The sequence below is a fragment of the Prosthecobacter fluviatilis genome, assembly GCF_055388355.1.
The window spans coordinates 6,258,986-6,273,019 of the sequence record NZ_AP043782.1 but is presented as its reverse complement, the minus strand read 5'-3'; the positions used below and the strand labels follow the sequence as shown (position 1 = coordinate 6,273,019).

Sequence of the window (14,034 nt, the reverse complement as noted above, 5' to 3'; positions counted from 1 at the left end):
ATGCGAGACAGGCTTCCAGCCTGTCCTGCCCTCCACAACTCTCCCACCTCGGTAGTGCGCGCACTTGCCGAGGCTCTGGCACCTCAAAAATCAAAAATCGATTGCTCGACAATCGTCAATCCTCCGGCTCAGGCTTCCCTGCTCATGCTTGATTGACGATTGATTGAACAAGGAGCGCTGTTTTTCGAAGCACCGGCCTTCACCTGAACAACAAGCCCCACCCACAGCGAGCAAAATCTCCCTGTCCGCAGCGTACTGGGCCCATGCCCACACGCCGCACCTTCCTCTCCACCAGCCTCGCCGCAGTCACCTCACGCGCCCTGGCCCAGACGCAGACCGCCCCGGAGCCCGTCATCGACATCCATCAGCACATGAACTACCACCGGCGCGCGGACGAGCATCTGCTCGCGCACCAGCAGGCCATGGGCGTCACCACCTCCATCATCCTGCCCGCAGGCACCTACCTGGACCGCCCCTCCACCCACAACGGCAAGTCCAACGGCCTCGCCGCCCAATGTGCCACCACGCAGGCCGCGTATGATTTCGCCAAAGCCCACCCCGGCGCCTACATCTGGGCCGCCAATGAAGTCACCGACCTCGACACTGCCCCCGCCGAAATCGAAAAATGGCTCAAGCAGGGTGCCTGCATGATCGGCGAGCAGAAGTTCATGGTGCAGTGCGACTCCCCCGAAAGCCAGAAACTCTACGCTCTCGCCGCCGCCTACAACGTGCCCATCCTCCTGCACTTCCAGCATCAGACCTACAACCTCGGCTACGACCGCTTCCACACCATGCTGGAGAAGTTTCCCAAGACCAACTTCATCGGCCACGCCCAGGCCTTCTGGGGCAACATCGACAAAAACCACGATCAGAAGGTCAACTACCCCAAGGGCAAGATCACACCCGGCGGCATCACCGACCGTTACCTCGCCGACTACCCCAACATGTTTGCAGACATGTCCGCCGGCAGCGGCCTCCTCGCCCTCACCCGCGACGAAGAGCACACCACCAAATTCTTTGACCGCCATCAGGACAAGATCCTCTACGGCAGCGACTGCGCCGACCACCTCGGCCGCGGCCCCGGCTGCCAGGGAGCCCAGACCCTCGCCGCCATCCGCAAGCTCGCATCCAGCAAGACCGTCGAGCGCAAGATCCTCTTCGAAAACTCCCGGAAGCTGTTCCGGTTGGCCTAGGAAATACATCTGATCACACCTTCCCGTCTGCGAATCCACACCACCTGCGTTTCGGCACAAGACCATGACTTAAGTCATTGGTTTCCATGGTTTTCAAATCCAGAAAAACTTATTTCGAATGAACCTTTTTAAGGACTCATCTGTCGGTACGAGACAGGTGTTAGCTGAAAAGCTCTCACCTGACCCTCAACATACGCTCCTGTTTACCCAATGACTCCTGACAAATGCCAGAAGGCATTCAGCATCATCAATCAGATCCACGCCTTGATCGCCTACTGGGACGCTGACGAGCGCTGTGTCTTTTCCAACCGTGCTTATCAGACATGGTTCCGCAAAAGCCCCGAACAAATGACCGACATCTCCATGCAGGACCTGCTGGGACCCGTCGTCTATTCTCAAAATCTTCCTCACATACGCGCCGCCCTGCGCGGTGAAAAGCAGGTCTTTGAGCGGCAGCTCACTGACTCTGGAGACATCACCCGGCGCTTTGTCGCCACCTACACGCCAGATGTCGCCGAAGGCACTGTGCGGGGCTTTTCAGTGCATGCCACTGAACTGCCTGCCCAGCCGCACTTCAGTGAATGGCTGCCCATCTGCGCCAGTTGCAAAGACGTCCAGCTCAGCACGGGTCAGTGGCTGCCCGTCGAAGACTATCTTTTCCAGTGCTCGTCCTTCAACTTCACGCATGGTCTCTGCCCCAAATGCCTGCCACGGTACTTCCCAGGCTGCACAGATGGCGGCGCACCCTGCTAACCCTGCCGCTTGCACATTTCAGGTCCCCGGCCTCGTTGCTGACAGCCATGCCAGACACTGCCCCCAGCAAGCCCAATGTCAAAGTCGAAGCCTGGACCTTCGACGTCGGCGATGCCGGAAAAACCATCGACGCCTTTGCCGATGAAGTCATTCACCGCGTCGAAACCTCCTGGGACTCAGGTATCGACATCGTCCTCCTCCCCGAATACCTCTGGGCTGCCCTGGAACCTCTCCTCCCCAACAAGGACGCAGACATGGAGGACATCGCCAAAGTTGTCTGGCAGGACCTCATGCCACGGCTCAGGCAGCGCCTCTCACGCAAAGGAAAGCACGCCATCCTCGGCACCGCCCCTTATCTCGATCCCGACAGCAGGCATCTCTACAATCGCGCCATCATCTTCAGCGACGGCCGCCTCCTCCATCAGGACAAGCTGTTCCTCACCCCATGGGAGCACGAGTTCAGGGCTGGCCGCGAGCTCTACGTCTTCGAGATGTCCGGCCTCCGCGTCGCTATCGTGATCTGCCTCGACATCGAGGTGCCCGAACTCAGCTCACGCCTGCGCGGGCTCAACATCGACCTCCTCCTCGTCCCCAGCGCCACCGAGACCCTCTACGGCAGCGAGCGCGTCACCCGCTGCGCCTCCGCACGCGCCATCGAGCTCGGCTGCGCCGTCCTCGTCTGCCCCCTCGTCGGCAAATGCGACTCCAGCATGGTCAATGTGAACCTTGGCAAGATCGCCCTCTACCTTCCCGCGCTCAAAGCCTTTGAAGCCTATGACCGCACCGAGGACACGCGCCTCGTCCATCAAGGCTGGCACGCCCTCCGCGCCGAAGTGCCCGGTGCCGTCATCCAGGAAGCCCACCGCCGCCGCAAAGAGACCAACCCCTCCCAGCTCAGCGTCAACCTCACCCCCGACGAAGTCCGCATCGACGAAAGCGCCCGCACACCGCCCACGAAAAAAATCACCAGGCGGGAACGCATGTGAACGCATTCCCGCCTGGCGTGAATCTCACTTCTTCCCCCGCACCTCGTTCACAAACTCCTCCATCAAATCCATCGCCTTCGCGATGAGCTCCGGAGCAGTCGCGTAGCAGCAGCGCACAAAGCCCTCGCCCGCACTGGAGAAGGCACTGCCCGGCACCACGGCCACGCTCTTCTTCTCCAGCAGTTGAATGGCGAATTCTTTGCTCGTCAGCCCCGTGCTGCGGATCTCCGGGAACACATAAAACGCCCCGCCCGGATTGAAGCAGTGCAGCCCCATCCCGTTCAGGCGGCTCACGATAAGGTTGCGGCGCTGCTCGTAGCTCTGCCGCATGTCCTCATACGCCGTCTCGCCCATCTTCAGCGCCTCGATGCCCGCCATCTGGCTCATGATTGGAGCACACAGCATGCAGTACTGGTGGATCTTCATCATCGCCTCGCGCAGCGGCGCAGGCGCGCACGCATAGCCCAGGCGCCAGCCGGTCATGGCAAAGGCCTTGCTGAAGCCGTGCAGCAGCACCGTGCGCTCGCGCATGCCTGGAAATTCCACGATGCTTTTGTGCTTCCGGCCGTCATACAGCAGCTCGCTGTAAATCTCGTCCGTAAACACAAACAGATCATGCTTCACCGCCAGCGCGGCGATCTTCGCCAGCTCAGCCTCCGGCATGATGCCGCCCGTCGGATTCGTCGGGAAGTTCAGCGCGATGACCTTCGTCTTCGGCGTGATCGCCTTCTCCACATCCTCCGCCATCAGCGCAAACTCATTCTCCTCGCGCGTCTGCACCACCACCGGCACACCGTAGGCCATCTTGATGCTCGGGCTGTAGGACACGTAGCAGGGCTCATGATAGATCACCTCGTCTCCCGGATTCAGCACCGCACGGAAGGCGATGTCCAGCGCCTCAGACACACCCACTGTCACCAGAATCTCCGTCTTCGGATCATACGTGGTGCGGAAGTGCTTCGTCACGTATTCGCTGATGCCCACGCGCAGCGCTTCCAGTCCCAGATTGGAGGTGTAGCTCGTCTGCCCCTTTTCGAGCGAACGGATCACCGCCTCGCGGATCGGCCACGGCGTCGGTTTGTCCGGCTCGCCCACGCCCAGCGAAATCACATCGCTGCGGCCGATGACCAGCTCAAAGAAATCGCGGATGCCGGAGCGCGGCAGATCGCGAATGATGGTTGAAATCTTGTTGTCGTAATCCATGACCTCAGGTTCCTCATTTAATCATGGACTCACCGGCAGGCGCTCTTCGTCACCACCGGAATTCGCGAGAAACCCGCCCTCTTTGTACGCCTTCAGCTGAAAGCGCGTCGCCGTGGAAAGCACACCACCCAGGGTGCTGAGCTTCTCGGCCACAAAAGTTGCCACGTCGAGCAGGTCCTTGCCCTCCACGATCACGGCCAGGTCATACCCGCCGCTCATCAGGAAGCACTCACGCACCTGGTCAAACTTCGAAATGCGCCGTGCCAGACGGTCAAAGCCGCCATCACGTTCGGGCTGGATGCGCACCTCGATCAAAGCCGTCACACCACGCTGCCCCGCCTTCAGACGGTCCACCACGGCGCTGTAACCCAGGATCGTGCCATCGGCCTCGGCGGCGGCGATCCGTGAAGCGACTTCGGATTCCGTGAGGCCCAAGGCTGCGGCCATCTCTTGATGGGAGCGATTGGAGTTATTGTGCAGTAGTTCGATGAGCGGGTCCATAATAGGGGTCGTGACTGTAACGCCACTTGCCCGTTTGAACAGCGGAAAGCAGAATGAACATTGAACTTTGCCCCTTGCACAACGAGCATGACAGGATGCGCAGCACCGCCATCAAAGTCATTCAAAAGCTCACCCACGCCGGCCACACCGCCCTCCTCGCCGGCGGCTGCGTGCGCGACATGCTTCTCGGCCGCGAAGCCAAAGACTTCGACGTCGCCACCAGCGCCACGCCCGAGCAGGTCGTCGCCCTCTTCCCCGGTGCCCAGACCGTGGGTGCCCACTTCGGCGTCGTCATCGTCCGCCTCGATCACCACCACATTGAGGTCGCCACCTTCCGCAGCGACGGCAGCTACAGCGACGGCCGCCGCCCGGATAGCGTCACCTACTCCACGCCGGAGCTCGATGCCCAGCGCCGCGACTTCACCATCAACGGCCTCTTCTTCGATCCCATCAAAAACGAAGTCATCGACTACGTCGGCGGCCAGGCAGACCTCCGCATGGGCCTCCTCCGCGCCATCGGCGTCGCCAAAGACCGCTTCGAAGAAGACCACCTCCGCATGCTCCGCGCCGTGCGCTTCGCCACCGTGCTCGGCTTCGACATCGAGCACGCCACCTGGGAATCCGTCTGCGGCCTTGCAGCCAAAATCAAACACGTCAGCATCGAGCGCATCCGCGAGGAGTTCGTCAAAATTATGCTCCACCCCAATCGCGTGCGTGGTTTCGATCTTCTCGTCAACAGCGGCCTCATGGAGCAGTTCCTCCCCGAGATCCTCGCCCTCCAGGGCTGCGAGCAGCCACCCCAGTTTCATCCCGAGGGCGATGTCTTCATCCACACCCGCCTCATGCTCAGCCTTCTTCCCGAGAAGGTCTCTCTCCCCCTCGTCATGAGCGTGCTCCTGCACGACATCTCCAAACCGGCCACGCAAACGCGCGACGCCGACACCGGCCGCATTCGGTTCAACGGCCACGACAAGCTCGGCGCGGAAAAGACCGGCGAGATCATGCGCCGCATGAAATTCCCCAACGACATCATCGAACCCACCGTCGTCGCCGTGGAAAACCACATGGTCTTCAAAGACGTCAAAAAGATGCGCACCGCCAAGCTGCGCCGCTTCATGGCCCGCCCATCTTTCGACGACGAGCTCGCCCTCCACCGTGTGGACTGCCTCGGCTCCAACGGCTGGCTGGACAACTACGAGTTCCTCCTCGCCAAGCGCGAAGAACTCGCCAGCGAGCCCATGCTCCCCCCGCGCATCATCACCGGCGCCGACCTCATCGCCCAAGGCTGGCACGCCGGCAAAGCCCTCGGCCGCCTCCTCACCACCCTCCAGACCCTCCAGCTCGAAGGCACCCTCACCACCAAAGAAGAGGCCCTCGCCTGGGTGGCCCAGCATGCCCCCATCCCAGACGTCTTTGATGCCGTGGAGGAGTAGCCAAGTTGGCCAGTTGCGGCGCAACTGACCAACTTTCACACCACCAGCCCCGGCAAACTCGTCCCCGAGCTGGATCCAAACTCATCCGTCTCGATCCCCATGCGCTGCAGCATCTGCACAAACAGATTGCACATCGGCTGATTGTTCTTGGCATCAAAGGCCAGGTGCTGCCCGTGCTTAAAGCCACCGCCTGCAAACACCAGCGGCAGGTTGTGCCAGTCATGGCTGTTAGCATTCCCCAGGTTGCTGCCAAACAGCACCATCGTGTTGTCCAGCAGCGTGCCGTTGCTCTCCTTCTTTGCCTTGAGCGAGGTTAGGAGCCCGTTGAACGCCTCAAACTCCGCGCGCTCGATCCGCTGAAGCTGCTCAATTTTGAGCGGATCCTGCCCGTGATGCGAAAGGTTGTGGTGCGCCATCGTCACCCCGTTGATCAGTGGCACATCTCCGCGCCCCTGCACCAGCACCGTGATCGCCCGCGTGCTGTCCGTCTGCAGCGCCAGCGGGATCAGGTCAAACAGCAGCCGCATGCGCGCGATCAGGTCCGCCTCGTTCTCCACATCCGTCGGCGGCTTCGCATCCACCTTCGGCTTCGGCTTCTGCACCCACGCCTCAGACTTCAGCATGCGCTCCTCCATCTCCCGCACAGAGGTGTAGTACTCGTCCAGCTTCTCCCTGTCCGCCGCGCCCACACGTTTCTCAAATCGCTTCGCCTCCGCCATCACGGTGTCCATGATGCTGCGTCCCTCCTTCAGCTTTCGCATCTGGTTCTGGATCTCCCCCGGCGTGCCGTCCAGAAACAGCTTTGCAAAAACCTGCGAAGGCTTCGACTGCGCCTGCACCATCACCCCGCTGCGCGTGTAGCTCTGGCTTCCCTGCCCCGCCGTGCTCAGCGCCAGGGAGGGGTACCGCGTCTCATGCCCGATCTTCTCCGCCACGAACTGGTCGATCGACACCGTGTTGCGAAATCCGCCCAGCCCCGGCCCGCGTGCTGAGGTCAGCCACGTCATTTCAGACGTATGCCCGTCCGCCCCCGCCTGGTCCGGATGGCACACCCCGGAAAGCACTGTGAACTCCTCCCGGTGATCCTTCAGCGTCTCAAGGTACGGCGTCAGCGTGTAGCCACGCCCTGTCTCCTTCGGAAACAAAGACGGCCCATAAATTCCCAGAGACGCACACGCAAACACCATGCGCTTCGGCGGCGTGGCAGCCGCAGCACTGGAAAGCCGCGGCATCATCGCCTCCAGAAACGGCAGCGTCAGCGAGACACCGGAGCCTTGCAGAAAAGCGCGGCGGGAAAGAGCAGGGCGTGTGATCATGGAATGGATTCGGTTTGAAGTGTCTGTTTTACTTGCTCAAAAACAGCGGCGACTGCACCACTGCATGCACCAGCGTGCGCAGCCCCGCCCCTTCGGCCTCGGCCAATTTCGCAATTGCTTCAATGGCATCGCGATCCGCAAACTGAATGCCCGCCCCCGTGCCGTAGGTCACGAGGTTTCCGGCCAGCGCGCGCATCACCTGCGCCTTCTCATCCAGCAGCAGTTTCTTAAACTCCCGGATGTCCTGAAACTTCCGCCCGTCGGCCAGTTCCCCGCTCGCATCCACCGGCAGCCCCTCCTTGTACTGCCAGATGTTCTGCCCGTTCAGCTTGCGCTTCACATTCGCGCCTTTCTCATTCGAGCGGTAGTTTTCACGATACCCGCCGATCACGTCAAAGCTCTCCAGCGCAAACCCCGGCGGGTCGATGCTCTTGTGGCAGGACGCACACGACTCGCTGTCCCGGTGCTTCGCCAGTTGCTCGCGGATCGTCGTCGTCCCGCGCGTGTCTGGCTCGATGGCTCCCACACTCGCCGGTGGCGGCGGCGGCGGTTGCCCCAGCAGGTGCTTCATCACCCACGCGCCCCGCACCACCGGAGACGTCACAGTCCCGTTCGCCGTCACCTTCAGCACCCCCGCCTGCGTCAGCACCCCGCCTCGCGGGCTGTCGGCCGGCAGCACCACCCGTCGAAATTCCTCTCCGGCAACTCCCGGCATCTCGTAGTGCTCCGCCATGCGCCGGTTCACCATCACAAAGTCGCTCTGGATGAAGTTCGTCACCGGCAGGTTGCTCTTCAGCATCTCGCTGAAAAAAGCCTCCGTCTCCGTCACCATGCCCAGCTTCAGCAGCATGTCGTATTCAGGGTACAGCTTTGTGTCAGGCGTCGTCGCGTCAATGTTCTTCAGCTCCAGCCACTGGCCCACAAAGTTCGTCACAAACGCCGCCGCCCTCGGGCTCTTCAGCAGCCGCTCCGTCTGCGCCTTCAGCACCTCAGGCTGGGTCAGCCTCCCCTCGCCCGCCACTTTGATCAGCTCCTCATCCGGCATCGAGCTCGTGAGAAAATACGCCAGCCTCGCAGCCAGCGCGCGGTCACTGAGCCTGCCCGGATGCTCCTCCAAAAGAAGGAAAGCCGGTGAGGTCAGGATGGCGCGCAAGCCCACGCGCATCGCCCCTTCAAAGCTCCCTCCTGCGTCCAGCGACTGCTGCGCCAGCGCGATGTACGGCACCGCCTCGTCCTGCTCCAACGGTCTCCTGAAAGCACGCGCCGCAAAGCTCGTCAGACCGCTTTTCACCGCCAGCTTCACATCCGTGGGCGCGAGTTCATAGCCGAGCTGCTTGCCATCACGAAACTTCTTCTGCTTCTCGCCCAGCTCAGTCAGCGGCACCTCCCCCAGCGCCTTCTTCAGGCTCGCAGGCGGCCATTCGGCAGACAGCGGCCCCTCCACCTCGATCCACTGCATCGCCAGCCCAGTCCCCTGAAACTCCGCCGCCCCCACATTGTAAATGTTCTGCCCCTTCTTGTCCCGCCCCACACGGTCGCAGTTGATCACGATGTGCTCGCTCCCATCCAGCCGCGTCGTAAACTCAAACTCACGCGGCTTGTCCGCCGGCAGCTCGCAGTAGCTCAGCAGGCGCTTGTTCTTGTAGTTGTTGCTGTAAATCATCAGCGTCAGCGGCTCGCCATCGCTTTGCACCGCATTGCCGGAGAGCCTGATGCGGTACATCCCCGGCCCCGGCAGGCGGCACTGCTTCAGCCCCACCAGGTAGTCCCCCGTGGTGAACATGATCACCTCCTTCTCATTCTCACGGAACATCACCCGGTGCCCGCTCTTTGGGTTCGTCTTGTCGCTCAGCGTCCCCGGCGGCGTGTCCAGGTTCTTGCGGATCCCCGGCTCGTTCTTGTAGCTGTACCGCTGGTTGATCCCCACCGGTTTCTTCGTCAGCACGATCGCCGCATCCAGCGCCGCATCTGCTGCCTCCAGGTACTTCTCGATCTGCAGCTGTGAAAACCTCAGCCCCTCCGCCACCGTGTCAAAGCCATGCAGCGGCGTGTCCTCCGGCAGGATGTGCTTCAGCGGCAGCGAGATGCCCAGCAGGTCATGCACCGTGTTCTCATACTCCGTGCGGTTCAGCCTGCGCAGCACCGTGCGTCCGTTCTCCTTCTGCTGCGCCGTTTCGTAGTCATGCAGCGGCGTCTTCAGTGCCGCTAAAAAAGACTTCGCAGCCCCCGGTTCCGGCCGGGGCTTCTTCACCGGCGGCATCTCCCCCTGGCTCACCCGGTCATAGACCTTCACCCACGCATCAAAATTCTTCCGCTCCTCCGGCTTAAACGCCAGCCCCGTCAGATCCAGCCCCCCTTTCTTCACCTCCCCATCATGGCACTCCGTGCAGTGCTGCTCCAGAAACGGAGTCACCGGCGGCAGCGGAGCGGCGCCAAGCCCTCCCATGAAAAGGCAGAGACCGAATGCAGAAACAAAAAATCGTGACATGACGCAGGCGCAGAGAAGGCAAGTGAAGGTGAAACGCGCGTGCAGTATGCCAGATTAGGCCGTGAATGCACAAGCCCGCATTGCAAATGCACTCACCGGCACCCCCGTCACTTCCCCGCCTTCTGCTGCTTCTCCAGCTCCTTCCGAAACGCCCCCTCCCGGTCCTCCACATAGCGCATGTACCCCGCAGGATCGACAAACGGATTCCCCTCCCCCTTGCCCAGCCGCTCATATTTCGCCTCCATGCCGTAGTAACCGCCATGGGCTCCTAGAAACAGGTCCACCGGCAACGCCTTCAGCACCTTGAAAGTGTTCTCATAATCCGTCGCGATGCCCGGGTAGCTCTTGTTCCCCACCAGCACATAGCCAGGGTTCACATTCGGACTGCCGATGATTACCGCATTCAGCTTTTTGCCCCTCTCCTCCACCTCCATCGTCCACGTCGTGCAGCCCGGCGTGTGTCCCGCTGTCAGCCGGGCCACCAGCACGGAGCCGCCCAGCTTCACCGCCTCGCCATCCTTCAGCCGACGGTCCACCCTGGCAGGCGGGAACTGCGTGTAATCCCCTTTCCCGATCCGCGGCTTCTTCGCACCGCCGCCTTCCACCGCGTCCGCGTCCTGCTCCATCACATAATACTTCGCCCCCGTCTGCTTCACGATCTCCGCACTGCCTGCACAATGATCCGAGTGCGCATGGCTGATCAGCAGAATACGAATGTCCTCAAACTTAAACCCCAGCTTCTCCACGCTCGCGCGGATCAGCGGCACGGACTCCTCCAGGCTGCTGTTGATCAGGATGTGCCCCTCCGGCGTCGTAATCAGGTACGAAGCCAGATCGCGCGACCCCACATAGTACAAGTTTCCCGCGATCTGGTGCGGCGGAAACGGCTCCGTCCAGCTCGACATGTCCAGGGCGTCAGCGCGGCTGCAGCTCAGCAGAAGAAGAAAAAGAACAGCAAGGCGGGAGTGGAGGCGGTCAGTCATGGCTGGGGGTGGTTCCGAGAATTTTCATGCGCTGCTCATTGTTCAGCTTTCGCATCGCAGCCACTTCACGGTGAAACGCCTCCAAGTCGCCGCTTTTTTCCTTCAGCAGCCGCTCAAACCCCGGCACCATCGTGTAATAGGTGGCCACCGTGTTCAGGCGCGCATTGTTCCACGTCTCAGGCGCATGGTGGATGTGGAGTTTCACATACGGGCCGATGTCCGCCGCCTCCTTCAGCATGCCGTCAAACACCCGGCTCTTCGCCAGCCGCTCCGCCTCCACGCTCGCGTGGGTCGCGGCATACACCTTCTTTAGCCTCTCGCGCGTGCTTAGCATCAGCCTCACCACCTCCCGGCTCTTGTTCAGGCTCTGCTCATACGCCCGCAGCCCCCGCACATTCCCCTTCGCCCGCAGCCAGCGCCTCACTCCATCCTCCGCGTTCGCCGTGGCAAAGGCCTCGTTGAAGTCCGTGTCCCCGGGCACGAAAACCTTCGCATGTGTCAGCTCATGGAAAATGAGCTCCGCCAGCTCCGCATCGCTGCGGTGCAGGAAAGTGTTCAGCACCGGGTCCGCCAGATAGCCCAGCGTCGAGTAGGCCTCCACCCCGCCCACAAACACATCATACCCCTTCTCCTTCAGCTTGTCCGCCTCCTGCTTGGCATCCCTTTCCGTGAAAAAGCCCCGGTACTTCAGCCCCCCTACCAGCGGATACCACCACGTCTTGCCCTCGGCGGAAAACTCCGGCGCCGCATACACCACCCACACCACATACGGCCGCTTCAGGTCGCAGTACTTCCCGAAGCTCTTCGTCGGCAGCCGCAGGTCGCTCGCCGCAAAGGTCCGCAGCTCCTCGATCAGCCGCAGCCGCTGCTTCACCTTTTCCGCCACCGTCGGGTCCGCCAGCACCTGCTCATTCGGCCTCGCCTTGCGCCAGATCTCCGTCTGCCCGCCGATCGCCTGCGTGTAAAATTTCACCGTGCTGCACGCGCAAAGAAGGATGGCGGGCAGCAGAGCGAACCAGTTGCGCGTTAAAATCATCCTGCCAGTTTAGGGCATCCACTCCAACCGACCAACATCAATGTCCTTCATCCACGACGATTTTCTGCTGTCCACCAAGTCCGCCAGCCGCCTCTACCACACCTTTGCCAAGGACGAGCCCATCCTGGACTACCACAATCACCTTCCCCCGAAGGACATCGCGGAAAACCGCCAGTTCAAAAATCTCTTCGAAATCTGGCTTGAGGGCGACCACTACAAGTGGCGCGCCATGCGCTGCAACGGCGTCCCCGAGGAGTTCATCACCGGCAAGGCCTCCCCGCGCGACAAATTCCTCGCTTGGGCCAAAACCGTCCCCCACACCCTCCGCAATCCCCTCTACCACTGGACCCACCTCGAACTGAAGCGCTACTTCGGCATCGACACCCTCCTCGATGAAAAGACCGCCCCCGCCATCTGGGAGCAGACCGAGGCCGCCCTCGCCAAACCCGAAATGAGCGCCCGCGGCATCCTCCGCACGCAAAAGGTCAAAGCCCTCTGCACCACCGACGACCCCATCGACGACCTCGCCCACCACCAGAAGTGCGCCGCCGACGGCTTTGAAGTCGGCGTCTATCCCACCTTCCGCCCGGACAAAGCCCTTGCCGTCCACCTTCCCGATGCCTGGAACGCCTGGTGCGACAAGCTCAGCGCCGCCAGCGGCATCGAGGTGAAAAGCTACGCCTCCCTGCTCGATGCCCTCAAGCAGCGCCACGACTTCTTCCACAGCGTCGGCGGCCGCCTCAGTGACCACGGCCTGAACTACTGCCATGCCAATTTTGTCAGCGATGCCGAAGCTGAGCGCATCTTCCAAAAGGCCCGCTCCGGCACCGCCGCCAGCGCCCAGGAGCAGGATCAGTTCGCCAGCAACATCATGCTCCATGTCGGCCGCCTCAATGCCGCACGCGGCTGGACCATGCAGCTCCACCTCGGCCCCGTCCGCAACAACAACAGCCGCCTCGCCCGCGAGATCGGCGCAGACGTCGGCTGCGACAGCATCGGCGACTGGCCCCAGGCGGAAACCCTCTCCCGCTTCCTCGATCGCCTCGACACGGAAAACGCCCTGCCCAAGACCGTCCTCTACAACGTCAACCCCAACGCCAACTACGTCTTCGGCACCATGGCCGGAAATTTTGCTGATGGCACCACCCCCGGCAAAGTCCAGTTCGGCTCCGGCTGGTGGTTCGTGGACCAGAAGGAAGGCATGGAGTGGCAGATCAATGCCCTCAGCAATCTCGGACTCCTCAGCCGCTTCATCGGCATGCTCACCGACAGCCGCAGCTTCATGAGCTTCCCCCGCCACGAGTACTTCCGCCGCACCCTCTGCAACCTCCTCGGCACCGACATTGAGTCCGGCCTCATCCCCAATGACGACGCCCTCGTCGGCTCCATGGTCAAAAACATCTGCTACGCCAATGCGAAGGCCTACCTCGGCCTGAAGGTGTCCTGATCCAGTTCATCGCAGCTTGTACCGCCCGCGCTCCGTCCGGTGGTCCTCGAAAAGCTCCCGCTTCAGCATCTGGGAATACTTCCAGTGCTGAAGCGAATCGAACGCCACGCATTGGTGGAAGCAGATGATCAGCCAGAACTCGAACTGATAGAAACCCTTCGAGCATTTGTGCCGCAGCCGGCCCTGCGCCACCCACGCCCCCGGCCAGCCGCCCGCAAGCTCCAGCAGATGCAGACACCACTCCGGCGTGCGCCATGCATCCAGGCGCGCCTTGCGCTTGTCGCTCCGGTACGCCGCATAGGTGATCACTGACATGGCGCAGACATAGGCCGCCAGCATCCAGATCTCCCAGGCCGTCTGCAGCCAGGCATACGCAGGCAGCACCAGCAGCGCAGCCAGAACAAGCAGCCTCCACAGGCTCAGATTCGCCACCTCACGCACCTGCACCGCATTCTGCGCACACGGGCGCTGTTGCGCATCCAGCCCCCAGTTGAAGCGGATCTCCTCCCCCGCCCTCGGCGTGTGGCACCACCTGGCAAAATCACGCCGATGCAGAAACAGCCGCTTGTCGTTAAATTGCACCCAGCCAAACCCCTTGTCCGCATGCCATTCAATGACTCGGGCCGTGTACTCAGGCCGGCGCGTTTCAGCTATCATCGTTCGGCAGCAGGAGAGAAGCAGGAGTGGACATCGGC

Annotated in this window: 12 protein-coding genes; 5 read left to right on the top strand and 7 right to left on the bottom strand. The window is 61.8% G+C overall.

The features are described from left to right. Positions 1-263: 263 nt before the first annotated feature. The 3 genes from ACZ5WW_RS24605 to ACZ5WW_RS24595 all read left to right on the top strand — a co-directional run bounded on the left by ACZ5WW_RS24605 (position 264) and on the right by ACZ5WW_RS24595 (position 2,932). Positions 264-1,193 (top strand): amidohydrolase family protein, encoded by a 930-nt coding sequence (locus ACZ5WW_RS24605; protein WP_377163954.1) that lies wholly within the window; start codon positions 264-266, stop codon positions 1,191-1,193. A gap of 210 nt (positions 1,194-1,403) precedes the next feature. Further along, complete coding sequence (locus ACZ5WW_RS24600; RefSeq protein ID WP_377163952.1) at positions 1,404-1,946, top strand: PAS domain-containing protein; 543 nt, start codon at positions 1,404-1,406, stop codon at positions 1,944-1,946. Positions 1,947-1,993: 47 nt separating this feature from the next. After that, positions 1,994-2,932, top strand: a complete 939-nt coding sequence (locus ACZ5WW_RS24595; protein WP_377163950.1) for a nitrilase-related carbon-nitrogen hydrolase — start codon at positions 1,994-1,996, stop codon at positions 2,930-2,932. A gap of 24 nt (positions 2,933-2,956) precedes the next feature. On the opposite strand, the gene ACZ5WW_RS24590 is transcribed toward ACZ5WW_RS24595, so the two are convergent. Continuing rightward, positions 2,957-4,135, bottom strand: coding sequence for a pyridoxal phosphate-dependent aminotransferase (locus ACZ5WW_RS24590; RefSeq protein ID WP_377163948.1), 1,179 nt, complete (start codon positions 4,133-4,135; stop codon positions 2,957-2,959). Positions 4,136-4,156: 21 nt separating this feature from the next. Then, positions 4,157-4,582: an Lrp/AsnC family transcriptional regulator gene (locus ACZ5WW_RS24585; protein ID WP_377163946.1), complete on the bottom strand. Its 426-nt coding sequence runs from the start codon at positions 4,580-4,582 to the stop codon at positions 4,157-4,159. A 107-nt stretch (positions 4,583-4,689) separates the two neighbouring features. Between ACZ5WW_RS24585 and ACZ5WW_RS24580 the strand changes: the two genes are divergently transcribed. Beyond that, positions 4,690-6,069 carry a CCA tRNA nucleotidyltransferase gene (locus tag ACZ5WW_RS24580; RefSeq protein ID WP_377163944.1) on the top strand — a complete coding sequence of 460 codons (1,380 nt, stop codon included), beginning with the start codon at positions 4,690-4,692 and terminating at the stop codon, positions 6,067-6,069. A 35-nt stretch (positions 6,070-6,104) separates the two neighbouring features. On the opposite strand, the gene ACZ5WW_RS24575 is transcribed toward ACZ5WW_RS24580, so the two are convergent. The 4 genes from ACZ5WW_RS24575 to ACZ5WW_RS24560 all read right to left on the bottom strand — a co-directional run bounded on the left by ACZ5WW_RS24575 (position 6,105) and on the right by ACZ5WW_RS24560 (position 11,892). Further along, entirely contained in the window at positions 6,105-7,385 is a 1,281-nt protein-coding gene (locus ACZ5WW_RS24575; RefSeq protein WP_377163942.1) for a DUF1552 domain-containing protein, read from the bottom strand. 28 nt (positions 7,386-7,413) lie between these two features. Further along, positions 7,414-9,873, bottom strand: coding sequence for a DUF1592 domain-containing protein (locus ACZ5WW_RS24570; protein ID WP_377163940.1), 2,460 nt, complete (start codon positions 9,871-9,873; stop codon positions 7,414-7,416). Positions 9,874-9,980: 107 nt separating this feature from the next. Continuing rightward, positions 9,981-10,778 carry a subclass B3 metallo-beta-lactamase gene (gene bla / locus ACZ5WW_RS24565; RefSeq protein ID WP_417715079.1) on the bottom strand — a complete coding sequence of 266 codons (798 nt, stop codon included), beginning with the start codon at positions 10,776-10,778 and terminating at the stop codon, positions 9,981-9,983. 70 nt (positions 10,779-10,848) lie between these two features. Then, entirely contained in the window at positions 10,849-11,892 is a 1,044-nt protein-coding gene (locus tag ACZ5WW_RS24560; protein WP_377163936.1) for an aminopeptidase, read from the bottom strand. A gap of 40 nt (positions 11,893-11,932) precedes the next feature. Between ACZ5WW_RS24560 and uxaC the strand changes: the two genes are divergently transcribed. Further along, entirely contained in the window at positions 11,933-13,339 is a 1,407-nt protein-coding gene (uxaC, locus tag ACZ5WW_RS24555) for a glucuronate isomerase (RefSeq protein WP_377163934.1), read from the top strand. 6 nt (positions 13,340-13,345) lie between these two features. Here the strand turns inward: uxaC and ACZ5WW_RS24550 are convergent, their stop codons facing one another. Next, the gene (locus tag ACZ5WW_RS24550; protein WP_377163932.1) at positions 13,346-13,996 is read right to left on the bottom strand and encodes a DUF1294 domain-containing protein; all 651 of its coding nucleotides are present in this window, start codon (positions 13,994-13,996) and stop codon (positions 13,346-13,348) included. Positions 13,997-14,034: the final 38 nt, after the last annotated feature.

Excerpts from the sequence above, each read along its gene's own strand:
- ACZ5WW_RS24600 (WP_377163952.1), top strand. The coding sequence starts at position 1,404 with ATGACTCCTGACAAATGCCAGAAGGCATTCAGCATCATCAATCAGATC.
- ACZ5WW_RS24575 (WP_377163942.1), bottom strand. The coding sequence starts at position 7,385 with ATGATCACACGCCCTGCTCTTTCCCGCCGCGCTTTTCTGCAAGGCTCC.
- ACZ5WW_RS24550 (WP_377163932.1), bottom strand. The coding sequence starts at position 13,996 with ATGATAGCTGAAACGCGCCGGCCTGAGTACACGGCCCGAGTCATTGAA.
- bla (WP_417715079.1), bottom strand. The coding sequence starts at position 10,778 with ATGTCGAGCTGGACGGAGCCGTTTCCGCCGCACCAGATCGCGGGAAAC.
- uxaC (WP_377163934.1), top strand. The coding sequence starts at position 11,933 with ATGTCCTTCATCCACGACGATTTTCTGCTGTCCACCAAGTCCGCCAGC.
- ACZ5WW_RS24585 (WP_377163946.1), bottom strand. The coding sequence starts at position 4,582 with ATGGCCGCAGCCTTGGGCCTCACGGAATCCGAAGTCGCTTCACGGATC.
- ACZ5WW_RS24595 (WP_377163950.1), top strand. The coding sequence starts at position 1,994 with ATGCCAGACACTGCCCCCAGCAAGCCCAATGTCAAAGTCGAAGCCTGG.
- ACZ5WW_RS24560 (WP_377163936.1), bottom strand. The coding sequence starts at position 11,892 with ATGATTTTAACGCGCAACTGGTTCGCTCTGCTGCCCGCCATCCTTCTT.
- ACZ5WW_RS24605 (WP_377163954.1), top strand. The coding sequence starts at position 264 with ATGCCCACACGCCGCACCTTCCTCTCCACCAGCCTCGCCGCAGTCACC.
- ACZ5WW_RS24580 (WP_377163944.1), top strand. The coding sequence starts at position 4,690 with ATGAACATTGAACTTTGCCCCTTGCACAACGAGCATGACAGGATGCGC.
- ACZ5WW_RS24590 (WP_377163948.1), bottom strand. The coding sequence starts at position 4,135 with ATGGATTACGACAACAAGATTTCAACCATCATTCGCGATCTGCCGCGC.
- ACZ5WW_RS24570 (WP_377163940.1), bottom strand. The coding sequence starts at position 9,873 with ATGTCACGATTTTTTGTTTCTGCATTCGGTCTCTGCCTTTTCATGGGA.